Source organism: Pacificispira sp. (genome assembly GCF_965228185.1).
GTDB lineage: Bacteria > Pseudomonadota > Alphaproteobacteria > UBA8366 > Aestuariispiraceae > Pacificispira.
The window spans coordinates 737,818-760,750 of record NZ_CBDDHE010000008.1; the positions used below are offsets into that span (position 1 = coordinate 737,818).

The window sequence follows — 22,933 nt, forward strand, 5'->3', positions numbered from 1 at the left end:
AGGGAGCCCGTCGGGATGACGGTCGCGCCAAATGCCCCCGCGATCATGTTCCAGGGGACCGGCTCCGATGTCGGCAAGAGCCTGCTGGTCGCGGGTCTGGCGCGGGCTTTCACACGGCGCGGATTGCGGGTCGCGCCGTTCAAACCCCAGAACATGTCGAACAACGCCGCCGTCACCCCGGACGGCGGCGAGATCGGCCGGGCCCAGGCCCTGCAGGCCCGCGCCTGCGGCCTGGCGCCGGATGTCGACATGAACCCGATCCTGCTGAAGCCCCAGACCGATATGGGGTCGCAGATCATCGTCCAGGGCAAGGTTTTCGGCACCGCCAAGGCGCGCGATTATTACGGCCTGAAGCAGACCTTGCTGCCCAAGGCGCTGGAAAGCTTTTCGCGCCTGGCCGAACGGGCCGATCTGGTCCTGGTCGAAGGGGCGGGCAGCCCGGCTGAAATCAATCTGCGGGCGGGCGACATTGCCAATATGGGATTTGCCGAGGCGGCCGATCTGCCGGTCATCCTGATTGCGGATATCGACCGGGGCGGGGTGATCGCCAGCGTCGTCGGCACCCATGCGGTACTGGACGACGCCGAACGCGACCGGATACGCGGCTATCTGATCAACAAGTTCCGGGGCGACGTTTCACTGTTCGACGATGGGATCGCCGCCATTGGGTCGCGCACCGGCCTGGATTGCCTGGGCGTCCTGCCCTGGTTCGTCGAGGCGGTCCTGCTGCCGGCGGAAGATGCCGTGGCCATGGACCGGGGCGCCATCGCAACGGCCGGGACCGGCGAGAGGCCGATCAAGATCGTCGTTCCCCGCCTGTCGCGCATCGCCAATTTCGACGATCTGGATCCGTTGCGCGGCGAACCGGATGTCACGGTGGAAATCGTACCTGGCGGAAAACCCCTGCCCGGCGACGCGGATCTGGTCCTACTGCCCGGGTCGAAGGCGACCATCGCCGATCTGGAGGATTTCCGGCGCAACGGCTGGGATATCGACCTTCTGGGCCATCTTCGGCGCGGCGGCCGGGTGCTGGGGCTCTGCGCGGGCTACCAGATGCTGGGCCGCAAGATCTCGGACCCGGAAGGGATCGAGGGGCCGCCGGGAACCGTGGACGGCCTGTCGCTCCTGGATGTCGAAACGGTGCTGCAGGGCCCGAAAAAGCTGGTCGAGGCAGCGGGCCGCGACCTTGCGACCGGTCAGGCGATCGCGGGGTATGAGATGCATATGGGGCGCACCACAGGCCCTGGCTGCGACAGACCGGCGGTGGAAATCGACGGCCGTCCGGACGGCGCCATTGCCGCCGGCGGCCAGGTCGCCGGATGCTATCTGCACGGCATCTTCGCCTCCGACGCGTTCCGGTCGGCCTATCTGGCGGGCTTCCGGCAGGGCCGCGAGAGCGGCGCGGTCTATGAGGCCACCGTCGAGAAGACGCTGGACCGATTGGCCGATCACCTGGAGCGCCATTGCGACCTGGACCGCATGCTTTTCATCGCCAAGGGCCGAACCGCGCCCTGACCCTTATACCCAATCCGATGAGCGGCCCGGATCCCCGGCGCCGTCCCGCTATTTCCAGCGCGGCTCGAACGGAACCGGCCGGGGATAGCGCGACGCGACATCGTGTTCGGTCAGGTCCATATGGCTGCGCGAATATTCCTCGGTCGCGTCCCGCTTGGGCTGCCAATCCCAGCCATGATGCTTGCCGATCCGCAGCGCGCCGGACAGGACGCGGCGGCGCTTCTGGCTGTCCAGCACCCGGTCGTAGATTTCTGACGGGTCCCAGTGTTCCTTGGCCCAGCCCCGGAACATCGCCATGCGGTCCGCTTGATTCGGGTCGGCCGCGCGGTTGGTCACTTCGTTCGGATCACTGGCCAGATCGAACAACTGTTCCGGATCGCCGGGGCAGCAGGTGTACTTCCAGGTCCCTTCGCGCAGCAGCAGCATCGGCTGGCCGGTGCCTTCGGCGGTGTATTCCGCCACGGTCCGGTTCCGATCGGTCTTGCCGTCGGCGAAGTTCAACAGGCTTTCGCCGTCCAGCGGATCGACCGGTTCCGGAATCGCCGCGCCGGTCCCCTCGGCGGCCAGTTGCAGCAAGGTCGGGGTCACGTCGACCTGGCTGACCGGTTCGCGGACCACCATGCCCGCCGGCGTCCGGCCCGGTACATGCAGCACCATCGGAATCCGGCAGGACCATTCGAAGAAGCTCATCTTGTACCACAGGCCGCGCTCACCCAGCATGTCGCCGTGATCCGCGACCAGCAGGATCGCCGTGTCGTCGGCCAGGCCGCATTCGTCCAACGCGTCGCGCAAGCGCCCCAGCCAATGGTCGACATAGGAGACATTGGCCATATAGGCGCGGCGGGTCCGCTTGATGTCCTCCGGGCCGAAATCGACGGCGTCGATCGCGGAAACCTTCTCCAGGCGCAGGCTGTGCGGATCGTTATCGGCGCGCGCCGGGCGCGGGACCGTCGGCAGCGGGATGTCCGTGTCTTCGTACAGATTCCAGAAGCTGGGCCGCGCGGCATAGGGATCGTGCGGATGGATGAAGCTGGCGACCAGACAGAAGGGCCGGCCGTCCTGCGTCCGCGCCGCGTCATAGATCGCCCGCAAGCTCGCCGCACCGACCTCGTCATCATATTCAAGCTGATTGGTGATCGCCGCCGGGCCGGACTGAATGACGGACGACATGTTGTGATACCAAAGATCGATCCGTTCATCCGGCTGCCGCCAGTCCGGGACCCAGCCGAAATCCGCCGGATAGACGTCGGTCGTATGGCGTTCCTCAAAACCGTGCAATTGGTCCGCGCCGACGAAATGCATCTTTCCGGCCAGGCCGGTGCGATACCCCATCATGCGCAGGTAATGCGCGAAGGTCGGCACCGTCGACGGCAGATAGGCGGCATTATCCCAGCCACCGAAGCGCGAGATATACTGACCCGTCATGAAGGCGTAGCGCCCCGGAGTGCACAGCGGGCTGTTCGTATAGGCGGCGTCATAACGCACGCCTTCCGACGCCAGCCGGTCCATATGCGGGGTCTTCACCGCGCCGTTGCCGTAACAGCCGACCATGAACGGCGTCAGTTGATCGGCCATGACAATAAGAATGTTGCGTGCGCCCATGACGTGATCTCCCCCTTGGATCGATTGCGAACCTCCCTTGCCCTGTGACAGCGAATGCGCGCCGCCGCAAGCGGAAAACCGCTGGAAACCGCGAAATTCCGGGCCTTCATAAACGGTGTCGATGGCGCCCAATCACGCGATGGATGACAGGCCCGAAAATGCCTCAATTTTAATATTGAGAATGATTCGCAATCGCGTTATTAACACTGGGACGGCGGCGAAAATCGACCGTCCTGGAAGGAGACGACAATGACACAGGCCCCTAGTTCCGGATGCTGCACCGGATGCCCGAAATCGGATGCGCCGCGCGGTCCGACCTGCGGTTGGGCCGACAGCCTGTTTCTGCTGCGTGGACGCCGCCTGTCGCGGCGCCATGGGGCACACGGAACGATGGAGGGCGTGGCGGAATGCTGATCCGAATGGCGGGACCCGGACCGATCGACGCGCTGTACCACGCGGTCCGTTTCGACGACCTTAAGTTCGCCGAACGGCTTGCGGTCTGGACCCTACGCCTTTGGACTCAGTCGGTTACGCCGGACGGGTCTCACCGAAACATCCTGTCCATAGCCTATGAAAAGGCCGGCGTTCCCGACGCCATGCCCTCCATCGACGGCACTTTGTGGGCTTTCCGCATTGGCGGCCATCGCAAACTGTCCGTCGGCTTCCCCTGCGCGGCGACCCTGTCCGAGGACGAACGCCGCATCCTGCATCTGCTGTCCTGTTACCAAGCCGGGGCGGCACCCGCCGCGCGGCCGGTGATGGATGCACTGGCCCCTGCGGCGACGGCCCGCGCGGTTCAGGCGCCGCTGTCCGTTTGGGCGGCCTGTCTGGAGCGGGCCGGGCTGATCCTGCCGATGCGCGATTGGGACCTGCCGGAACTGCGCGGCCCCGCGCATTGCAGCCCTGCCGGCACGGAAAGCCCAGTCCTTCACTGACCCGGCGGTTCCAGCGCGCGACTCAGCACTTCATACAAGGAATGCGGCATGATCGGTTTGGCCAGATAGTCGTCGAAGCCATGCGCCAGATAGCGCTCTCGCGCACGGTCCAGCGCATCCGCGGTCAAGGCGACGATCATGGTATCGGTATTGGGTCCTGCCGTCGCACGAATGGTCCGAACCGCTTCGATCCCGTCCATGTTGGGCATCTGTGAATCCATCAGGATCACGTCGAACTTCGTATCGGCAGCCATCCGCACCGCGATCACGCCGTCCTCCGCGAAGTCGACCGCCCCGCAGCCCAACGCCGACAGCAACGTCCCGATTAGCTCCCGATTGGTTTCATTGTCTTCGGCGACCAGAATGCGGGCCGCGGTCCAGTCCGATTCCTGGGTTGGCGCCGCCGCCTCATCCGGCTCCTGCGCGACACCGGCACGAATTTCGGCACTGGTTTCCAGCGGGATATCGATGCGGAAGGTCGCCCCTACGCCGGGGCGGCCGTCGGCGCGCACCTCACCGCCCATCGCGGTGACAATACGCCGGACGATGGCGAGGCCCAGCCCAGTGCCGCCGAAGCGGCGCGTCGTGGTCTGATCTTCCTGTGTGAACGCCTCGAACAGGTATTCCGCCATATGGGGCTCGAACCCGATACCGGTATCCTCGACCTCGATACGTACCTGCCAGGACGTGTCCGACACCTCCCGCCGGAAGGCGCGGACGGTAACGCCACCCTCTTTGGTGAATTTCAACGCGTTGCTGATAAGATTTGTCAGCACCTGGCGCAGGCGCGTCGGATCGCCCAGAACGCCGGCATCCAGCTCCGGCTCCAGTTCCAGGGTCAAATCCAGACCTTTCTCGGAACAATCGCTGCCGAAGACCTCCGCCGCTTCCCCGATCAGGCGCGACAGGTTGAACGGCACCTGTTCCAGGACAAGCTGATCCGCCTCCATCTTGCTGACATCCAGGATGTCGTTGAGGATCGACAGCAGCGACCGGGCCGACCGACGAACAATTTCGGCATAGCGTTTCTGGGTCGGCTCCAACGGTTCCGCCGCCAGCAAATCCGCCATGCCGATAATGCCGTTCATCGGCGTACGAATTTCATGGCTCATACTGGACAGGAACTGAGTTTTGGCAAAATTCGCCCGTTCCGCGACGACACGGCCCTCCTCGGCGCGCAGAAGGTTGCTCCGCACGAACAGTATCGCCGGCCACAGAACCAGCGCGCCGATCAGGACCACACAAACAAGCATCGCCAGCCAGAGGCCGACCGTGATCCGGCTTAGTATCGTCTGCGAATTCTCGGCTGCCTGCTGATACAACAGGACGGCGTTATCCAGCCCCTGCAACAGCGGCTGCCGCGCCTCCCGCGACAGATGGTCCAAATCCGCGGGCGAGGCGATGCCGGTCTTGGTATCGCGCTCGACCCGTTCCGCAGTATCCAGGAAGTCGCGGATGCGGAGGTCCAGGGATTGCGCGCCATTGAAATAATGGTCGGTCAGGGCGTCGTCGGGCGGGGGCAGTTCCGCCCCGGGGTCACCCATCGTCAGGGCGCGATGGGACTGGCGCATCAGGTCGATCGCCGCCCGCAGATCGGCCCGCGTCTCGTCGGTCGCGGCACCATAAAGGGTCACTTCGCGCGAGGCTTCCGCCGCCAGGCCGGCGGTTCGTTGGCTCAACATTCGCTGCCGCCCGCTGATATTGATCAATCGGGCATAGGCGCTTTGAGAATCGACAATCAGCTTGGAAATCACGAATTCGGCGGTCGCCAGTGCGGCGATCAGCGACAGCGCAACGACAACCCGAACCGTCAGTCTCCGGGACGCCGCCGTCACATTCGGCATGTTTCCGGACCTGCCCTCGTTCTCGCTCACGTCACAACCTCGGCCTCAGCCATGAAGTCCTTCCATATAGCGACCGGTCCACTTGCCAAGGTCGCGCCGTCCCACTAGAACGCCGTGTCGGGTCGCGCCGGTTGGCTGCGGCCCGACCCAGCCGTGCCCGTATCACACCGCGTCAGCATAGGGAACGTTCTAGATGACCAAATCCGTAAAGAAAGTCGTATTGGCCTATTCCGGCGGTCTGGACACGTCGGTCATCCTACGCTGGCTGCAAGATACCTACAAATGCGAGGTTGTGACCTTCACCGCCGATCTGGGTCAGGGCGAAGAGCTGGAACCGGCGCGCAAGAAGGCCGAAATGATGGGGATCAAGGAGATCTTCATCGACGACCTGCGCGAGGAATTCACGCGCGACTATGTCTTCCCGATGTTCCGCGCCAACGCGCTGTATGAAGGCACTTACCTGCTGGGCACCTCCATCGCGCGTCCGCTGATCGCCAAACGCCAGATCGAGATCGCCGAGATGACCGGCGCCGACGCCGTCGCCCATGGCGCGACCGGCAAGGGCAACGACCAGGTTCGGTTCGAACTGGGCTATTACGCGCTGAAGCCGGATATCAAGATCATCGCCCCCTGGCGCGAATGGGACCTGACGTCGCGTACCAAGCTGATCGACTATGCCGAAAAGCATCAGATCCCGGTGCCGAAGGACAAGCGCGGCGAGGCGCCCTTCTCGCAAGACGCCAACCTGATGCACATCTCGTCCGAAGGCAAAATTCTGGAAGATCCGGCCCAGCCGGCGGATATGGACCTGATCCTCAGCCGCATGGTCACGCCGGAAAGCGCGCCCGATAAGGCAGAAGAGATCGTCATCGACTTCGTCAACGGCGACCCGGTCGCGGTCAACGATCAGACGCTGAGCCCCGCCGACCTGCTGACCAAGCTGAACGAGCTGGGCGGCAAGCACGGTGTCGGCTGTATCGACATCGTCGAAAACCGCTTCATCGGCATGAAGTCGCGCGGCGTTTACGAAACGCCCGGCGGCACGATCCTTTTCGCTATGCGCCGCGCGGTCGAAAGCCTGACCCTGGACCGGGGCGCCATGCATCTGAAGGACGAGTTGATGCCGCGTTATGCGGAGCTGGTCTATAACGGCTTCTGGTTCTCGCCGGAACGCGAAATGCTGCAGGCCGCGATCGACCACGCCAGCCAGGCCGTCACCGGGCGCGTCACCGCGAAACTGTACAAGGGCAATGTCATCGTCACCGGCCGCAGCGCGCCGAAGAGCCTGTATGACGCCGACATCGTCACTTTCGAGGAAGACAGCGTCTACGATCAGCGCGACGCCGAAGGCTTCATCAAGCTGAATGCGCTGCGCTTGCGCCTGCGCGGTCGGTTGCTGGGACGGTAAGGAAAGCCTTTCCATTCCAAGTTTCTAGATTGTAGTCTCGCAGCCGGGCGTTTGGGGAGGCGCGCCGGCAGGGCGGTATTATCCGCCGAGACGGGATCGGTGGAGTTGGGGGAGAGCCGTGCGTCGCAGCGCAGGCCGACAATCCGGAAGGTCTTGGGCGTGCCGAGGGGCCGCCCTTTTTCTGTGCCTGGGCCTCCTGTTGCCGGTGCTTGCCGGTTCGGCCAAGGCGCAGACCGGCGGCAGTACCGTCGAAACGGAAGATCCGGACCGCGCGCGCGGTGAAGTCGACGCCGCCGCGGACGATCTGGACGCGCTGACCCAAGTGCGCCAGGCGCTGCAATCCGGGTCCTCCCGCAAGGTCACCTATGCGGAAATTCTGAAAGACCCCGACAATATCGCCCTGAACGTCGCCTATGCCCGTCAGCAGGTGGAACAGGGCCGATTGAAGGCCGCGGCGACCACATTGGAACGGGTGCTGCTGGTCGAACCGAAACTGCATGAAGTGCGCTTGTTCTATGCCCTGGTCCTGATCCGGTTGGACAGCCTGGAAACGGCGGAGCGCGAGCTGGAGCAATTGCGGCAATTGGACATGCCGCCCGATCTGCGCGCGCAACTGGACGGCTTGATCGCCCAGATCAACAACCGGCGCCGCCGCTGGGAGGCAAGCCTGCTGACCGGGTTCGGCGTCAGTTATGACTGGAACATCACCGGCGTTCCGGCCAATCGCCAGGTCGTATTCGCCGGCGTTCCGGCCCGGCTGGACGATCAATCGGACCGGACCGGGGATTTCGCCTTCACGGCCTTCAGCCGGGTCGACGTCGCCTACGATCTGGGCTTCCAGGCCCGGCATCAATTGATCGGTTCCGCCACCGGCTATTTCAACGACAAGGTCAATGTCGACCGGCTGGATGTCGGGTCCTATGCCGTGGATGCCGGACTGCGCCTGCGCCTGCCGGGCTTCACCCTGACACCGGAAGTGTTTCACAGCGTCCTGTGGCTGTCCCACGAACGCTATTACGCCAATTACGGCGGACAGGTGAAGGTGCGGGTGCCCCTGCCGCCGGACATCGCGCTGTTCGGGCAGGCCGGCTATACCAATGAAGGCTTCAACCGGATTTCCGAGACCACCTCCGCCGTCCAGGATTCCGGCTGGCGCCTGGACGGGCTGGTCGGGCTGGAATGGGATCTGGACGCCCGCAACCGGCTGACCTTCACCTATGACGCACGGGCGAAATACGGCGCCTTCAACTACGATCATAACTGGCGGCACGGGCTCACAGCGGATTACCTGCGGATTCTGGACAAGGGCGTGTTCGTCGGCGGCAATCTGCGCCTTGCACGGCGTCAGGACTTCCGCGGCGACCCGTTTGTCGACCCCGCACGCCAGCGCCAGGACGACATCGTGCGGGTCCGCGCGCGGATCGGGGCGCCGATCAATGCCCTGATCGACCTGGACGGCATGCCGGACGCGGTGCGCGACGGTCTGGGCAAGACCGTGGCCTCGGCGACGGGCGAGGTCTACCGGTCGATGTCGAACATTCGGAACTATCAGTACTGGAACCGCCGGGCGGATGTGCTCCTGACCCGGAAATGGACATTCTGAGGCGGCTGTGACCGGTGTCACTTACAGGTGCCGGGCGCCATACGATATGAAAGAGACGCGGGAAAAGTCGGGGCGATGACAGGCGGAGACCGAGCGATGCGATCTTGGAAGACGGTTTTGACGGCGGCGGCGCTGAGCGGCCTTATGGCCTATACCCCGGCCGGCGCGGCCGAAATGGCGGGCGTTGCCGCCGGGGTCACCGGCTCCATCCAGGTTGCGCGCCTGACCGATACGGTCGGACGCGACGCGGTCAGCGGCGACGAGATTTTCCTGGGCGATTCCATCACTTCCGCTGCCGACGGCCAGATGCAGCTTCTGCTTTTGGACGAAACGGTCTTCACCATCGGTCCGAATGCCGAATTGATCATCGACGAATTCGTCTACGACCCGGAAACCAATGCCGGCAAGGTCGCCGCCCAGGTCCTGAAGGGCGCCTTCCGCTTCACCACCGGGCTGGTCGGCCAGGAGGATCCGGATTCCGTCTCCATCGGCACGCCCCTGGGCACGATCGGCATTCGCGGCACCATCGTCGCGGGCGTCGTGTCCGGCGACCAGGCGCTGGTCGTTCTGATCGGGCCCGGCGACGAGGGATCCAGCAAGGAACGCGTCGGCCGGATCGAGGTTTCCAACGGTGAAGGCAGCGTGTCGATCTCGCGCAGCGGCTACGGCACCATCCTGGGCGCCGATGGTCCGCCCTCCGCCCCGGTCGCGATCCCGCTGGACACGATCAACGCCGTGCTGGGCGCCGTCGGCACCAGCCGTCAGGGCCGCCCGGCGGCACCGTCCCAAACCGCCGCGACCGACGAACAGGATGGCGAGGAAACAGCGTCCGACGAGGGCAACAGCCAATCCTCCGGCGGATCCGACACCAGCCTGTCCGGGTCTATCGGCGGCGCCAGTGTCGGAAGCCTGGCCGGCAATACGCTCGACATCGCCGTCGGCGGCAGCAATCAAACAACCGACCCGGGCGCCACCGGCGGGAAAAGCAACGACGACACCGGAGAGCCGGCCATAACCAGCAATGTGGCCGATCGGGTCACCACGATCAGCGACTTGGTCAGCGTGACGACCGGCACGGCCACCATGTCCGGCAGCGGCAATTTGACGGGCGACCAGGGATCGACCGGGTCCTTTACTTTCTCCGGCACCTTCAATTTCGGCAATCAGACGGCCCAGTTTCAGATGAACGGGTCCTGGACCGGAACGAATTCCGGCAACTATGCGATCAATGCCGGTCCCGACACCTATACGAATATCTTCGAAAACGGCGGGGAGCGGTTCAGTTCCTTCAGCGATGGCGACTTGAAGCCCTTCAAGGACACCGATGACGACTTCACCCTGAACGGCGCGACCAGCGGCACCGTGAACCTGCGGGTCCGCAACGTGAACGGCGTCGTGGCCGGAGCCCTGGACACCAATGTCTCCATCGTCGACGGCGCCGAAACCATCACCGGCAGCGCCTCTGCATCGCGGTGATCGGGGCGCTTTCAGAATAGATGGCGCATTTGGCACCTTCGCCGGAAGGTCGGGCCAATTCCCACCCGTCTCCCTGCGGAAGCAGGAACCTTTGCGGATCTCGCGCGGCGCCCCGCCTCAGATCATGAAGTCGAACTGGTTCTGGGAATGGCTTTCGATGCCCGCGCGCTGGGCGGAAATGCAGAGGTCTTCGATGGTCGTCTTGGACAGACGTTCCATCGCGTATTCTTCGATTTCCTGCCAGATCGGGCGCAGGACGGTATGGCCCAGCTCGCTGCCCGCCGGGTCGGTCAGGGGGTCGCGGCCGCCTTCCATGTCGTGGACGACGGTGGCGATTTCGGCGACCGTGATGCGGCGGCGTTCCTTGGCCAGGCGGTAGCCGCCGCGCGGGCCGCGCACGCCGCGCAGGATTTCGGCGTGGACGAGTTGCTGCAGGACCTGTTCCAGATAGCGGCGCGGGATGCCCTGACGGTCGGCGATCTCCTTCGACTGCACCGGCAGGTCGGAGGCATGATAGGCGATGTCGAGCACCGCCTCGATGGCGAACATCAGTTTCTTGGTCAGCCGCATTGGTCCCTCGTCCCTTTCGCCTTTTCGTTTTTCAGTTCACACCGGTCGACCCGAAGCCGCCTGCCCCGCGCGCCGTTTCGTTAAGGTCGTCCGTCTCCTGCCAGGCCACCTGAAGCACCGGGGCGATCACCATCTGGGCGATCCGCATGCCGCGCTCCACGGCGAAATCCGCCGACCCGTGGTTGATCAGGATAACCCCAACCTCGCCGCGATAATCGCTGTCGACCGTACCCGGCGTATTCAGGACGGTGACGCCGTTCTTGGCCGCCAGTCCGGATCGCGGGCGGACCTGCGCCTCGTAACCGGGGGGCAGGGCGATCTTCAGGCCCGTCGGCACAATGGCGCTGGCGCCGGGGGTCAGCGTCAGCGTTTCCGTCACCGCCGCAACCAGATCGCAGCCCGCCGCTTCCGCGCTGCCATAGGCCGGCAGCGGCAGGCCCTCGGCATGGGGCAGGCGTTGGACGCGGACGGAAACGGGATCGGACATGGCGGGATCAGCCTTTCTGGATCAGAACGGGTTTGTCGGTTTCGGAGGCGAAATGCGCGGCGATGCGGTCGGCGAGACGCTCGGCGACCTCGGCCTTGGACAGGCGCGGCCATTCCTCCGCACCTTCCGGCGTGATCAGATGGACCTGATTGTCCTCACCGCCGAACGTGCCGCTGCCGGTCGAGACGTCGTTCGCAACGATCCAGTCGCAGCCCTTGCGACCGCGTTTGGCGATCGCCTTTTCGACGACCGATCCCGTTTCGGCGGCGAAACCGACGACAAGCGCGGGCCGGTCTTTCGGCGCGCTTGAGACGGTCTTTAGAATGTCCGGATTTTCGGTCAGGGACAGGGTCGGCGGTGCGGACCCGTCTTGCTTCTTCAGCTTGCTGTCGGCCGCCTGTTCGACCCGCCAATCGGCCACGGCGGCGGCAAAGACGGCCACATCCACCGGTAGCGCCTTGCGGCAGGCATCCAACATCTCCTGCGCGCTCTCCACCCGGATCGTTTCGACCCCCGCCGGATCGTCCAGCCGGGTCGGGCCGGAGACGAGGGTAACCTGCGCGCCCTGGGCCGCGAGTGCCGCCGCGATGGCATGCCCCTGCTTGCCTGAGGAGCGGTTGGCGATATAGCGGACGGGGTCGATCGGTTCGTGGGTCGGACCCGATGTCACCAGCGCGGACCGCCCGGCCAGCAAGGGCTGTTTCGGTGCCGTATCTTTTTTCAGAGCGTCCAGAATGGCCGCCGCGATCGTTTCCGGTTCGCTCAGACGCCCATATCCGAACTCGCCGCAGGCCATCGGGCCTTCGTCCGGGCCGATCACCCGGACGCCACGTCGTTTCAGGGTCGCCAGATTGTCCTGTGTCGCCGGATGATCCCACATTCTGACATTCATCGCGGGCGCCACCATGACGGGTTTATCCGTCGCCAGCAAAACGGTCGTTGCGATATCGTCCGCCAGGCCGGCGGTCATCTTTGCAAGGATGTCCGCGCTGGCCGGGGCGACCACGATCAGGTCTGCCTGGCGCGACAATTGGATATGGCCCATTTCGGATTCGTCGGTCAGGGAGAACAGGTCGGTATAGACCTTGTCCTCACTCAGGGCCGCCAGCGACAGGGGGGTCACGAATTCCGCCCCGCCCTTTGTCAGGACGCACCGGACCGCGACGCCGCGTTCGCGCAGCCGCCGGATCAGCTCCAGCGACTTATAGGCGGCGATACCCCCTGAAACGATCAGAACGATGCGATGCGATGCCGTCATGTGGCCTCTCCGCCGGGCGGCTATAAAACAGGACATCTATGTAGATTATTCCCGGCCCAGGGACAAGCGCGGGAGTTTTTCATATTCTACACCGGTTAATCCGTTTGGGATCGAAATAGTTAAACGAAGGTTAACGGTCAAAAAACTACGAATGAAGTTTTCTAGCTCCCTCGGCACCTCAAAATGTGGTGTCCCACGGGGTCCCTGACTGCAAATGTAGGAGTCAGTTGTTGAACAGGCCTATTGTCATCGCCCCCAAGACCGCCAGAACGACCACAGGCCCCCAGAAACGCACGTTTTCCCGCATTCCACCCGGTTCCCGCAGGCTGCCATCCGGGTTCATGCCCGCCTTGGCCAGCCGGTCCAGGGTCTCCTCCGCCTTGCGCAGGGTGCGGGGCAGGCGTTCCAGACTTTCCATCGTGTCGCGCACCGTCTCGACGATCCGCGCCTCCGGCCCGCGATTGGCGATCATCCATTCCTCGATCAGCGGACGGGCCAACAGCCACATATTGACGTCGGGATTGAGTTTCCGCCCCACGCCTTCGGCCACCAGCATGGTTTTCTGCAGCAGCAGCAGATCCGGCTGGGTCGGCATGTCGAAGCGTTCGGTGGTGCGGAACATCTGTTCCAGCAGACGGCCGACGGATATCTCGTTCAGCGACTTGTCCAGAACCGGCTCCCCGATGGCCCGCAATGCCTGGGTGAACAATTCACGCGACTGGGTCGGCGGAACATAGCCGATTTCGAAATGGGCATCGGCCACCCGGCGGTAATCGCGGCCCAGGAAGCCGACCAGCGTGTCCGCCATGAACAGCCGCTGGCGCCGCGTCACCCGACCCATGATCCCGAAATCGACCGGACAGAGCCGCCCTTCGGCATCGATGAACATGTTGCCCGGATGCATGTCGGCGTGAAAATAGCCGTCGCGAAAGACCTGCAGGAAGAAGATGCGGGCCGACCGCGCCAGGATGTCTTCGATATCGTGGCCCGCCGCCCGCAGCGCCTCGACATCGTCGATATTGTGTCCCCGGATGCGTTCCGTTGTCAGCACGCGCTGACCGGTGCGCTCCCAATCCACATCGACGACGTGGAACCCCTCGTCGCCTTCGCAATATTCCTTCAGCTCGGCGGCCGCCGCACCTTCGAGACGGAGATCCAGCTCGACCCGGATCCATTCCTCGAACGTGTCGACCACGGCGACCGGACGCAGGCGCCGGACCGGCGGATGCGCCCTTTCCGCCAACCGGGCGAGAAAGCGGAACAGGCCGATATCGCGCTCCAGCCTGTCCTCGATCCCGGGCCGCAGAACCTTGACCGCGACCTCGCGCCCATCGGCGGTCGTGGCGAAATGCACCTGGGCGATGGAGGCGGCGGCGACCGGATTTCGGTCGAACTCTGCAAAGGCCTCGGCCAGCGGCATCGCCAAGGTGGCCTCGATCGTCTCGACGGCCTTGTCGGTCGGGAAGGGATCCAGACCGTCCTGCAGCTGTTCCAGATCGCGCGCGACCTCATCACCGACCAGATCGGCGCGGACCGACAGCGCCTGACCCAGCTTCACGAAGCTGGGGCCCAGATCGGCCAGCGCGACGGCCAGCCTTTCCCCCGGGCGTCCGGGGCGGCGGCGGCGGAAGAGTATCCTGAGACACCAGACACAGGCCCGAAGCGGCGCCGCGCGGCGGCTGACCATTTCCAGCGGCCACAGCGCGTCGTGGCGGGCCAGAGTCCGCGCGATCCCGACAAGCCGGGTGAGATGAATGATCGGTAGAAACATCCCGCTCTAAATCCGCCAGCCCTGATGGATTGCCGCGATCCCGCCGGACAGGTTGCGGTAGCCGACGCGTTCCAGCCCCGCTTCGCGCATCTTGCCGCACAGCACGTCCTGCGGCGGGAAGCGCCGGATCGATTCCGCAAGATAGCGATAGCTCTCCTCGTCCTTCGCGACCCAGCGTCCAAGCGCCGGCAGAACCTTGAAGGAATAGGCGTCGTACAAACGGTCCAGCACGGGCAGCGCGACGGTGCTGAATTCCAGGCACAGGAACTTGCCGCCCGGCCGCAAGACCCGGCGCGCCTCGGACAGGGCGCTGTCGATATCGGTGACGTTCCGCAGGCCGAACGCGATGGTATAGGCATCGACGCTGCCGTCCGCGATCGGCAGACGCTGGGCATCGCCGACGGTCCAGTCCAGCCCCGTCAGGCGTGCGGCGTCGATGGCCCGGTCCCGGCCGACCCGGACCATGCCCTCGGTCAGGTCGCAGACCGTCACCCGGCCGCCGCCCGCCTCCAGGAAGCGGAAGGCGATGTCCCCGGTCCCGCCCGCGACATCCAGCAGATGCTGACCCGGCCGGGGGCGGATCTGGTCGATCAAGGTCGCCTTCCACAGCCGATGGATTCCGCCCGACATCAGGTCGTTCATCAGGTCATAGCGCGACGCGACCGACGAGAAGACCCCCCGCACCAGGCCGGGCTTTTCCTCCGCCTCAACGTCGCGATAGCCGAAGCTCGCGTTATCGCTGGAATTTTCGCTCATGATGGGCCAGACAATAGCGCTGGCCCTCCACTAATCAAAGACTATCCGCATGCCGGAACTGCCTGAAGTCGAGACCGTTTGTCGCGGATTGCGCCCGGCGCTGGCCGGCAAGCGCCTGTTCCGGGTTGAGCAGCGCCGGCCGGACCTGCGCTTTCCGTTTCCGGACGGGTTCGTCGCACGGCTGGAAGGCGCGCGGATCGCCGCCATCGAGCGGCGCGCGAAGTACATTCTGATCCGGCTGGAGGACGGCTGGACCTGGCTGGTTCATCTTGGCATGTCCGGCCGGTTCACCGTGACGCCGGGCGCGCAGGCATCCAGCGGGCAGGCCGGGCACAATTCCGGCTGGGCCATGGTCGAAAAGCACGATCACGTCCTGATTGAAGTCGAAGATGGCGGCCGGCTGGTCTTCAACGACACCCGGCGTTTCGGCTTCATGGATCTGATCCCGCCCGGCGGAGAGGCGGCAAGCCCGCATCTGGCGCATCTGGGGCCGGAACCGCTGTCCGACGCTTTCAGCACCGAGACCTTCTCCGCCGCGCTTGCGGGCAAGCGCACGCCGATCAAGGCGGCGCTGCTGGATCAGCGCCTGGTGGCCGGCCTGGGCAATATCTATGTCTGCGAGGCGCTGTGGCGGGCCGGAATCAGCCCCAAGAGATCGGCCCATACGGTGGCGGGTGCGCGCGCCGCGCGTCTGGTCCCCGCCGTGAAGGAGGTCCTGGCCGCCGCGATCGAGGCCGGTGGGTCGTCCTTGCGGGATTACGTTCAGGCGACGGGGGAGCTGGGCTATTTTCAGCATTCCTGGGACGCCTATGACCGGGAAGGAGAGCCCTGCCGCCAACCCGGTTGCGACGGTACGGTCGTGCGGATCGTGCAGTCGGGCCGGTCCAGTTTTTACTGTCCGCGCCATCAGCGATGAGCCGCCGGTTACGGTAAATCCAGCGAAATCAATCTGATTCAGATCGTCATTGTGCAGGGCATCAAAACGGGATAGCAAATCCGCCATGGGAAGACGCCTTGCATGGACGGTTTTTGCCGTCGCGACCGTGATCTCAACCGCGCTGGCCGGTGCCGGCGCGCAGAGCTTCATCGAAGGCTCCGAGGATCTGCCGCTTGCTCCGGTTCTGGAGGCGGTGGACGAGGCGGGCATGGTGTTCGATTCCCCGTCCGGACGGATCGTCGAGGCATTCGCCACCGGCGACACCGACCGGCAGGAGGTACTCGCCTTTTATGCTGAAACACTGCCCTCGCTGGGATGGGAACAACTGGCCGACGGCCGGTACCGGCGCGAGGGCGAACGACTGGCCATCGACTTTTTCGGCGCTGACGGCGCGCTGAGCGTGCGCTTCACGCTGGCACCGGAATAATCGGGCCCCCTTTCCAACGACATCTACGAGGATCACCCCATGGGCTATGAATTCATTCAGACGGAGAAGAAGGATGCGGTCGGCATCATTACCCTGAACCGTCCGAAGGCGCTGAATGCGCTCTGTGCCGGCCTGATCGAAGAACTGGGCCGCGCGCTGGACGATATGGAAGCCGACGATGCGATCGGCGCGGTTGTCCTGACCGGGTCCGAGAAAGCCTTCGCCGCGGGCGCCGATATCAAGGAGATGTCCGAGAAGTCCTTCATGGACGTCTATCTTCAGGATTTCATCACCGACGGCTGGGAGCGGATCACGACCTGCCGCAAGCCGATCATCGCCGCCGTCGCCGGCTATGCCCTGGGTGGCGGCTGCGAGGTAGCGATGATGTGCGATTTCATCATCGCCGCCGAAAACGCCAAGTTCGGCCAGCCGGAAATCACCATCGGCACCATTCCCGGTTCCGGCGGGACCCAGCGCCTGACCCGCTTCGTCGGCAAGTCCAAGGCCATGGAAATGTGCCTGACCGGCCGTCTGATGGATGCGGCCGAGGCGGAGCGCGCCGGACTGGTCAGCCGCATTGTCCCGAATGACGAATTGATGAGCGACGCGCTGAAAACCGCGACCCAGATCGCCGGCCTGTCGCGGCCGATCGTGATGATGGCCAAGGAATCCGTGAACCGCGCCTACGAGACCACGCTCGCCGAGGGCGTCCGTTTCGAACGCCGCCTGTTCCATTCGACCTTCGCGACCGAAGATCAGAAGGAAGGCATGGCGGCCTTCGCGGAAAAGCGCACCCCGAAATGGCAGAACCGCTGATTGCGGTCCCAGGGATCAGTGCGGGGTTGACGGGCCGGTCCGGTATCCGTATAAGCCCCGCCGATCTGATACATGACTGGCCCGGCGCTGACCGGCGCCCTGGAAGGCAAGAGACAAAGACATGGCGAACCACGCATCCGCGCTGAAGCGCATCCGCCAGACCAAGAAACGCACCGACCGCAACATGGCGCGTCGCAACCGCGTCCGCACCTTCGTGCGCCGCGTCGAGGAAGCGATCGCTTCCGGCGACAAGGAAGCCGCGGAGGCCGCCCTGAAAGTGGCGATGCCGGAACTGCACCGCAGCGCGTCGAAAGGCGTCATGCGCAAGGACACCGCGTCCCGCAAGATCAGCCGCCTGACGCACCGCGTGAAGGCCGTCGGCGCCTGACGGATTGCTTCCGGGATCTTCGGTTCCCGGACCTGATTGATCGAACCGCCGTCCGGACTCCGGGCGGCGGTTTCGCTTGCCCATTCATCGTTCTGTCGCCTTTCCGTCACACCCGGACGTCACCGTAATATTTCTGTCCATGGATCAAAAATCGCGGAGTTCCGGGGATGCATTTGCCATCACGCAGACTCGCAACGCTTTTTCGCGGCGCAATACATTGTGTGTGTTTTGAGGGCTTCCGGCGGAGTCAGAATGGGTTCAGAGTCAACAGATTTATTTTCCGAATCACCCTGGCAGGCGGCTTGATCGGCAAATAGCCGCTGAGTAGGATCACTTCCGGTGAGGTTGGTCATACCTTCCCGGAACCAGAAGAACAGTAGAGCTTTCAATAAAATGAAAGATAAAAACCGAGGACAAGAAGCAACAATAGGTCGTTCAGTTTAATCACGCCTGGTCTATGCTTTCTTCGGAACTGTTTCTACTGTCGCTTGCCGGGCATCGGCGAGGCCTGCATTTGTTTTTGGCGCTCGTCCTTGGGGAGTACAAAGTAGTGAGGAGACATCCAACGGCGTTGCCGTTGCCGGGTTCCTATTACTTTGCGCTTTAGGGTTCCACCGATCCTGTTCGGCCGGCACGGGGGCGCTGGCGGCCGGATAATTCTCCGTCCCGTTCCCGGTATTGACCGGGGCAGCGGGTCGGGCGCCGGGACCGTATTTTCGTAGACGACCTCTTCGGTCCGAAACGAACAAGCGGTAACGGCGGGGGTGGGCAGGTATTTTGGCAGGATCGCGGCGCCGCTCAGGCGGGGATCCGGCTCCTACCGGCGGCGGGCTGGCCGTCGGAGAACTGGAACGGGTCGACGGCATTGGGCGTTTTTCGGCGTCGGTGATCGACGATTGGTATAGGCGAAAGCGGGCCAAACTGGCCGCATCGAATTTGGCGGGGGTTACGTCGGTCAATGGACGGCACTACGACTGAGCAATGGGCGCGCGTGCGCGCGGCGCTGCGCGAGGAATTCGGCGAGAACGCATACCGCAGCTGGCTCAAACCGCTGACCTTCGAAGGGTTGGACGGCGACACGGTCCATCTGTCCGTGCCGACCCGCTTCATGCGCAACTGGATCGAATCCCAATATGGCGAACGCCTGACCGCGTTGTGGGCGTCGGAGCGGCAGAGCATCCGGACCGTCTCGGTCCGACAGGCGAAACAGCGCCCGTCGGCGCAGGACCTGCCGGAAGAGGCCGCCGCTTTGCCGGCCGCCGAACTGACCGAGGCGCCGGAGGATGTCGCCGCCGCCAATCTGTCGGCCCCGATAGACCCGCGCTTCACCTTCGAGACCTTCATCGTCGGCAAACCGAACGAGCTGGCCTTCGCCGCCGCGCGCCGCGTGGCCGAGGCGCCCAATGTGCCGTTCAACCCGCTGTTTCTGTTCGGCGGCGTCGGCCTGGGCAAGACCCATCTGATGCACGCCATCGCCGGTCATATCCGCACCACCGCGCCGCAGAAGAAAGTGCTCTATCTGTCCGCGGAAAAGTTCATGTACCAGTTCATCCGGGCGCTGCGGTACAAGGACACGATGGCGTTCAAGGAGATGTTCCGCTCCGTCGACGTGCTGATGATCGACGATGTGCAGTTCATCGCCGGCAAGGAAAGCACCCAGGAAGAGTTCTTCCACACCTTCAACGCCCTGGTGGACCAGAACCGCCAGGTCGTGATCTCCGCCGACAAGTCTCCGGCCGAGCTGGACGGGATCGAGGACCGGATGAAGTCGCGTCTGGGCTGGGGCCTGGTCGCGGAAATCCATTCGACCACCTACGAGCTGCGCCTCGGCATCCTGCAATCCAAGGCCGAGCAGATGCAGGTCGACGTGCCGGTGAAAGTCCTGGAATTTCTGGCCCACCGCATCTCGTCCAATGTGCGGGAGCTGGAAGGCGCCCTGAACCGCCTCGTCGCCTACGCCAATCTGGTCGGCCGCCCGATCACCCTGGAAAATGCCCAGGACGTGCTGCACGACCTGCTGCGCGCCAATGACCGCAAGGCGACCATCGAAGAGATCCAGAAGCGCGTCGCCGAACACTACAACATCAAGGTTTCCGAAATGCATTCCGCCCGCCGCAGCCGCGCCGTCGCCCGGCCGCGTCAGGTGGCGATGTATCTGTCCAAGCAGTTGACCGCCCGTTCGCTGCCGGAGATCGGCCGCAAGTTCGGCGGCCGCGACCACACGACGGTCATGCACGCGGTCAAGAAGGTCGACGAACTGCGCCAGAGCGACCACAGCTTCGCGGAGGATGTCGAGCTGCTGCGGCGCATGCTGGAGGGGTGATTCGCGAAAATCGCCCCGGACGGACGAATCGGGACCCGTTGCGCCGCAAACACGGACTGAAACGGGCCAGGTACCTCCACTTAAGAGTTTTTGAATAACTCCGTAATATCAGAGGCTTACAAAGCAGCTTCCGGAGCCGCCTCGACGCCGGAGCGCGCGCCCGGGAATCGCCAAAAAAAACGCGGATTTCTTGGGCGCGCATGCTATAGTCCGGTCCCGTTCGGACCCCTCGGCAAAACCGTCGAAATCCTCGGTCCGGCGGGCGGAATCCGGTCTCGCGATTCGGCCCGGTCCATCCGCGAAACCACCCCAAGTCCGACCTCGATTGAACGGGGCGGGCACGATCCCCGGAAGCGGGGTCGCATGGGTCGAGACTGACGAATAGGGAGTGCGCTCGCGGCGTTTTCGCCCGGAAATGCTGGAAGTACAGGGTCCCCGCGGACGCTTAAGGTGAAACCAAACACGGAAACGATCTTCTAAGCCATGAAACTCACCATTGAACGGGCCGCGCTGCTTCGCGCTTTGAACCATGTGCAGAGTGTCGTCGAGCGCCGCAATACCATCCCGATCCTCGCCAACGTCCTGATCGAGGCGCGCGACGGCATGTTGAGCCTGAACGCGACCGATATGGATATTTCGATCGTCGAGCGCACGGCGGCGGAAGTCGCCACGCCGGGGTCGATCACGGCGCCCGCCCATACGCTGTACGACATCGTCCGCAAGCTGCCGGACGGCGCCCAGGTCGATCTGGACGCAACGGGCGAGGGCGACCGCCTGATCCTGTCGTCGGGCCGGTCGCGCTTCACGCTGCAGACCCTGCCGACGGAGGACTTCCCGGTCATGGCCGGCGGCGACATGCCGCACAGCTTCGATCTGGATGCCGGCGCGCTGCGCACTCTGATCGACCGGACGCGCTTCGCGATCTCCACCGAGGAGACGCGCTATTATCTGAACGGCATCTATCTGCACAGCGTCACCGAGGACGAGCCCAAACTGCGCGCCGTGGCGACGGATGGGCACCGTCTGGCGCGGGTCGAGATCGACCTGCCGGAGGGTGCCGCGGGCATCCCGGGCGTGATCGTGCCGCGCAAGACCGTGGCCGAGCTGCGCAAGCTGATCGAGGAAACCGATGGCGCGGTCACCGTGACCCTGTCGGACACCAAGATCCGCTTTGCCTTCGACGAGGCGGTGCTGATTTCCAAGCTGATCGACGGGACCTTCCCGGATTACGAACGCGTCATTCCGACCGGCAACGACAAGATCCTGTCCGTCGACCGCAACAGCTTCTCCCAGGCCGTCGACCGTGTGTCGACCATCGCGACCGAAAAGCTGCGCGCCGTGAAGCTGAGCATCGATGCCGGACAGCTGACGCTCAGCGCGTCGAGCCAGGAAAATGGCACGGCCGTCGAGGAACTGCCGGTCGATTACGACAAGGATTCCATCGAAATCGGCTTCAACGCCCGCTATCTGATGGATATCGCGGATCAGATCGAAAGCGTCCAGGCGCAGTTCGTTCTGGCCGATGCGGCCTCTCCGACCATCGTCCGCGATTCCGAGGATCCCGGTGCGCTTTATGTGCTGATGCCGATGCGGGTGTGACCGCTTCGTGTCCACCCTCGTCGCAGCGTCGGCCGAGACGCGAATGGCAATGTCAGAGACCGGACCCGTTCGGGCCTTGGCGGTTCGCCGGTTGCGGCTGACCGCCTTCCGGAATTATCTGTCGGCGGCGCTGGATCTGGACCCGCGCCCCGTCGTCCTGACCGGGCAGAACGGCGCGGGGAAGACGAACCTGTTGGAGGCCGTTTCGCTGCTGACGCCGGGTCGCGGCTTGCGGCGGGCGAAGACGCAGGAATTGGATCGGGTTTCACCGGACGGCGGCGGCACTGGGACGGCCTGGGCTGTCGCCGGAACGGTCGATACGGCAACCGGCCCGGTCGATCTGGGCACCGGGCGCGATCCGGAAGGCGACCGCAGGGTGGTCCGGATCGACGGCGAGGCCGGCCGCAGTCAGGCGGCATTGGGCGAGCATCTGTCCGTCGTCTGGCTGACGCCGCAGATGGACCGGCTGTTCCAGGAATCGTCCGGCGAGCGCCGGCGGTTCCTCGACCGGCTGATCTATGGTTTCGATCCGGCCCATGCCGGTCGGGTTACGGCCTATGACAAGGCTTTGCGTCAGCGCGCGCGGCTGTTGAAGGACGGGACCGGCGACGATACCTGGTTGGGCGCGTTGGAGGCCCAGATGATCGAGCGGGGGATCGCCATCGCGGCGGCCCGGCGCGACATGGCGGACCGGTTGGCCCGTGCCTGCACCCGGCAGGACGGTCCCTTCCCCGGCGCGGCAATCGCCGTCGACGGCGATGTGGAGACCTGGCTGGCCGAGCTGCCCGCGCTGGAGGCAGAGGACCGTTTCGCGGCGGCCCTGCGCGACAACCGGCGGCGCGACGCCGAGGCCGGCGGCGCCGCGGTCGGGCCGCACCGCTCGGACCTGGCGGTGACGCATCTGGCCAAGGGCCTGCCCGCGTCGCAATGCTCGACCGGGGAGCAGAAGGCGCTGCTGATCGCCATCGTCCTGGCCCATGCGCGGCTGCAGGGCGCGGAGCGCGGCGCCGGACCGGTCCTGCTGCTGGACGAGGTGGCGGCGCATCTGGACGAGGCGCGGCGCGACGCGCTGTTCGGCACGGTGCTGGGCCTGGGCCTGCAGGCCTGGATCACCGGCACGGATGCCGGGGTGTTCGGCGCTTTGGGCGGCCGGGCGCAATATTTCGAAGTGGCGGCGGCGACCATTCGCCCCGCCGGATGACAGTGTAACCAAGTGAC

At 64.6% G+C, this 22,933-nt stretch carries 20 protein-coding genes; 13 read left to right on the top strand and 7 right to left on the bottom strand.

Features of this window, described 5'->3' with window-relative positions; all coding sequences use genetic code 11:
* Nucleotides 1–15: 15 nt before the first annotated feature.
* On the top strand, nucleotides 16–1,515 hold the full coding sequence (locus ACO06O_RS18300; RefSeq protein ID WP_421883091.1) for a cobyric acid synthase: 1,500 nt from the start codon (nucleotides 16–18) through the stop codon (nucleotides 1,513–1,515).
* Nucleotides 1,516–1,563: 48 nt separating this feature from the next.
* Here the strand turns inward: ACO06O_RS18300 and betC are convergent, their stop codons facing one another.
* A complete protein-coding gene (gene betC / locus ACO06O_RS18305; RefSeq protein WP_421883094.1) occupies nucleotides 1,564–3,117 on the bottom strand; it encodes a choline-sulfatase in 1,554 nt (517 codons plus the stop codon).
* A gap of 249 nt (nucleotides 3,118–3,366) precedes the next feature.
* Here betC and ACO06O_RS18310 point away from each other — a divergent pair, with 249 nt between their 5' ends.
* Complete coding sequence (locus tag ACO06O_RS18310) at nucleotides 3,367–3,531, top strand: hypothetical protein (protein WP_421883097.1); 165 nt, start codon at nucleotides 3,367–3,369, stop codon at nucleotides 3,529–3,531.
* Nucleotides 3,525–4,052 carry a hypothetical protein gene (locus ACO06O_RS18315; RefSeq protein ID WP_421883101.1) on the top strand — a complete coding sequence of 176 codons (528 nt, stop codon included), beginning with the start codon at nucleotides 3,525–3,527 and terminating at the stop codon, nucleotides 4,050–4,052. The genes ACO06O_RS18310 and ACO06O_RS18315 overlap by 7 nt, the downstream gene beginning before the upstream one ends.
* On the opposite strand, the gene ACO06O_RS18320 is transcribed toward ACO06O_RS18315, so the two are convergent.
* The gene (locus ACO06O_RS18320) at nucleotides 4,046–5,896 is read right to left on the bottom strand and encodes an ATP-binding protein (RefSeq protein ID WP_421883103.1); all 1,851 of its coding nucleotides are present in this window, start codon (nucleotides 5,894–5,896) and stop codon (nucleotides 4,046–4,048) included. The two genes, ACO06O_RS18315 and ACO06O_RS18320, sit on opposite strands and share 7 nt — an antisense overlap.
* Nucleotides 5,897–6,089: 193 nt before the next feature.
* Between ACO06O_RS18320 and ACO06O_RS18325 the strand changes: the two genes are divergently transcribed.
* From ACO06O_RS18325 to ACO06O_RS18335, 3 genes are all read left to right on the top strand, one after another.
* Nucleotides 6,090–7,304 carry an argininosuccinate synthase gene (locus tag ACO06O_RS18325; RefSeq protein ID WP_420419013.1) on the top strand — a complete coding sequence of 405 codons (1,215 nt, stop codon included), beginning with the start codon at nucleotides 6,090–6,092 and terminating at the stop codon, nucleotides 7,302–7,304.
* Nucleotides 7,305–7,503: 199 nt separating this feature from the next.
* The gene (locus tag ACO06O_RS18330) at nucleotides 7,504–8,907 is read left to right on the top strand and encodes a tetratricopeptide repeat protein (protein ID WP_421883106.1); all 1,404 of its coding nucleotides are present in this window, start codon (nucleotides 7,504–7,506) and stop codon (nucleotides 8,905–8,907) included.
* Nucleotides 8,908–9,003: 96 nt separating this feature from the next.
* The gene (locus ACO06O_RS18335) at nucleotides 9,004–10,383 is read left to right on the top strand and encodes a FecR domain-containing protein (protein ID WP_421883109.1); all 1,380 of its coding nucleotides are present in this window, start codon (nucleotides 9,004–9,006) and stop codon (nucleotides 10,381–10,383) included.
* Nucleotides 10,384–10,500: 117 nt separating this feature from the next.
* Here ACO06O_RS18335 and ACO06O_RS18340 read toward each other — a convergent pair whose 3' ends face one another.
* From ACO06O_RS18340 to ACO06O_RS18360, 5 genes are all read right to left on the bottom strand, one after another.
* Complete coding sequence (locus tag ACO06O_RS18340; RefSeq protein ID WP_420419016.1) at nucleotides 10,501–10,953, bottom strand: RrF2 family transcriptional regulator; 453 nt, start codon at nucleotides 10,951–10,953, stop codon at nucleotides 10,501–10,503.
* A gap of 31 nt (nucleotides 10,954–10,984) precedes the next feature.
* Nucleotides 10,985–11,440, bottom strand: coding sequence for a dUTP diphosphatase (gene dut, locus ACO06O_RS18345; protein ID WP_421883112.1), 456 nt, complete (start codon nucleotides 11,438–11,440; stop codon nucleotides 10,985–10,987).
* A gap of 7 nt (nucleotides 11,441–11,447) precedes the next feature.
* Complete coding sequence (gene coaBC, locus ACO06O_RS18350; RefSeq protein WP_421883116.1) at nucleotides 11,448–12,698, bottom strand: bifunctional phosphopantothenoylcysteine decarboxylase/phosphopantothenate--cysteine ligase CoaBC; 1,251 nt, start codon at nucleotides 12,696–12,698, stop codon at nucleotides 11,448–11,450.
* 223 nt (nucleotides 12,699–12,921) lie between these two features.
* Complete coding sequence (ubiB, locus tag ACO06O_RS18355) at nucleotides 12,922–14,469, bottom strand: 2-polyprenylphenol 6-hydroxylase (protein ID WP_421883119.1); 1,548 nt, start codon at nucleotides 14,467–14,469, stop codon at nucleotides 12,922–12,924.
* 6 nt (nucleotides 14,470–14,475) lie between these two features.
* Nucleotides 14,476–15,225, bottom strand: a complete 750-nt coding sequence (locus ACO06O_RS18360; protein WP_421883122.1) for a class I SAM-dependent methyltransferase — start codon at nucleotides 15,223–15,225, stop codon at nucleotides 14,476–14,478.
* A gap of 49 nt (nucleotides 15,226–15,274) precedes the next feature.
* On the opposite strand from ACO06O_RS18360, the gene mutM reads away from it, so the two are divergent.
* The 7 genes from mutM to recF all read left to right on the top strand — a co-directional run bounded on the left by mutM (nucleotide 15,275) and on the right by recF (nucleotide 22,916).
* A complete protein-coding gene (mutM, locus tag ACO06O_RS18365; protein WP_421883125.1) occupies nucleotides 15,275–16,141 on the top strand; it encodes a bifunctional DNA-formamidopyrimidine glycosylase/DNA-(apurinic or apyrimidinic site) lyase in 867 nt (288 codons plus the stop codon).
* 85 nt (nucleotides 16,142–16,226) lie between these two features.
* Nucleotides 16,227–16,589, top strand: a complete 363-nt coding sequence (locus tag ACO06O_RS18370; RefSeq protein ID WP_421883127.1) for a hypothetical protein — start codon at nucleotides 16,227–16,229, stop codon at nucleotides 16,587–16,589.
* 39 nt (nucleotides 16,590–16,628) lie between these two features.
* The gene (locus ACO06O_RS18375) at nucleotides 16,629–17,405 is read left to right on the top strand and encodes an enoyl-CoA hydratase (RefSeq protein WP_421883129.1); all 777 of its coding nucleotides are present in this window, start codon (nucleotides 16,629–16,631) and stop codon (nucleotides 17,403–17,405) included.
* A gap of 121 nt (nucleotides 17,406–17,526) precedes the next feature.
* Nucleotides 17,527–17,793 carry a 30S ribosomal protein S20 gene (gene rpsT, locus ACO06O_RS18380; RefSeq protein ID WP_421883132.1) on the top strand — a complete coding sequence of 89 codons (267 nt, stop codon included), beginning with the start codon at nucleotides 17,527–17,529 and terminating at the stop codon, nucleotides 17,791–17,793.
* 958 nt (nucleotides 17,794–18,751) lie between these two features.
* Nucleotides 18,752–20,116 (top strand): chromosomal replication initiator protein DnaA, encoded by a 1,365-nt coding sequence (gene dnaA, locus ACO06O_RS18385; protein ID WP_421883135.1) that lies wholly within the window; start codon nucleotides 18,752–18,754, stop codon nucleotides 20,114–20,116.
* A 483-nt stretch (nucleotides 20,117–20,599) separates the two neighbouring features.
* Nucleotides 20,600–21,715: a DNA polymerase III subunit beta gene (dnaN, locus tag ACO06O_RS18390; RefSeq protein ID WP_421883137.1), complete on the top strand. Its 1,116-nt coding sequence runs from the start codon at nucleotides 20,600–20,602 to the stop codon at nucleotides 21,713–21,715.
* A 43-nt stretch (nucleotides 21,716–21,758) separates the two neighbouring features.
* Nucleotides 21,759–22,916 carry a DNA replication/repair protein RecF gene (gene recF / locus ACO06O_RS18395; protein ID WP_421883140.1) on the top strand — a complete coding sequence of 386 codons (1,158 nt, stop codon included), beginning with the start codon at nucleotides 21,759–21,761 and terminating at the stop codon, nucleotides 22,914–22,916.
* Nucleotides 22,917–22,933 lie beyond the last annotated feature (17 nt).

Excerpts from the sequence above, each read along its gene's own strand:
- ACO06O_RS18300 (WP_421883091.1), top strand. The coding sequence starts at position 16 with ATGACGGTCGCGCCAAATGCCCCCGCGATCATGTTCCAGGGGACCGGC.
- betC (WP_421883094.1), bottom strand. The coding sequence starts at position 3,117 with ATGGGCGCACGCAACATTCTTATTGTCATGGCCGATCAACTGACGCCG.
- ACO06O_RS18310 (WP_421883097.1), top strand. The coding sequence starts at position 3,367 with ATGACACAGGCCCCTAGTTCCGGATGCTGCACCGGATGCCCGAAATCG.
- ACO06O_RS18315 (WP_421883101.1), top strand. The coding sequence starts at position 3,525 with ATGCTGATCCGAATGGCGGGACCCGGACCGATCGACGCGCTGTACCAC.
- ACO06O_RS18320 (WP_421883103.1), bottom strand. The coding sequence starts at position 5,896 with ATGCCGAATGTGACGGCGGCGTCCCGGAGACTGACGGTTCGGGTTGTC.
- ACO06O_RS18325 (WP_420419013.1), top strand. The coding sequence starts at position 6,090 with ATGACCAAATCCGTAAAGAAAGTCGTATTGGCCTATTCCGGCGGTCTG.
- ACO06O_RS18335 (WP_421883109.1), top strand. The coding sequence starts at position 9,004 with ATGCGATCTTGGAAGACGGTTTTGACGGCGGCGGCGCTGAGCGGCCTT.
- ACO06O_RS18340 (WP_420419016.1), bottom strand. The coding sequence starts at position 10,953 with ATGCGGCTGACCAAGAAACTGATGTTCGCCATCGAGGCGGTGCTCGAC.
- dut (WP_421883112.1), bottom strand. The coding sequence starts at position 11,440 with ATGTCCGATCCCGTTTCCGTCCGCGTCCAACGCCTGCCCCATGCCGAG.
- coaBC (WP_421883116.1), bottom strand. The coding sequence starts at position 12,698 with ATGACGGCATCGCATCGCATCGTTCTGATCGTTTCAGGGGGTATCGCC.
- ubiB (WP_421883119.1), bottom strand. The coding sequence starts at position 14,469 with ATGTTTCTACCGATCATTCATCTCACCCGGCTTGTCGGGATCGCGCGG.
- ACO06O_RS18360 (WP_421883122.1), bottom strand. The coding sequence starts at position 15,225 with ATGAGCGAAAATTCCAGCGATAACGCGAGCTTCGGCTATCGCGACGTT.
- mutM (WP_421883125.1), top strand. The coding sequence starts at position 15,275 with ATGCCGGAACTGCCTGAAGTCGAGACCGTTTGTCGCGGATTGCGCCCG.
- ACO06O_RS18370 (WP_421883127.1), top strand. The coding sequence starts at position 16,227 with ATGGGAAGACGCCTTGCATGGACGGTTTTTGCCGTCGCGACCGTGATC.
- ACO06O_RS18375 (WP_421883129.1), top strand. The coding sequence starts at position 16,629 with ATGGGCTATGAATTCATTCAGACGGAGAAGAAGGATGCGGTCGGCATC.
- rpsT (WP_421883132.1), top strand. The coding sequence starts at position 17,527 with ATGGCGAACCACGCATCCGCGCTGAAGCGCATCCGCCAGACCAAGAAA.
- dnaA (WP_421883135.1), top strand. The coding sequence starts at position 18,752 with ATGGACGGCACTACGACTGAGCAATGGGCGCGCGTGCGCGCGGCGCTG.
- dnaN (WP_421883137.1), top strand. The coding sequence starts at position 20,600 with ATGAAACTCACCATTGAACGGGCCGCGCTGCTTCGCGCTTTGAACCAT.
- recF (WP_421883140.1), top strand. The coding sequence starts at position 21,759 with ATGGCAATGTCAGAGACCGGACCCGTTCGGGCCTTGGCGGTTCGCCGG.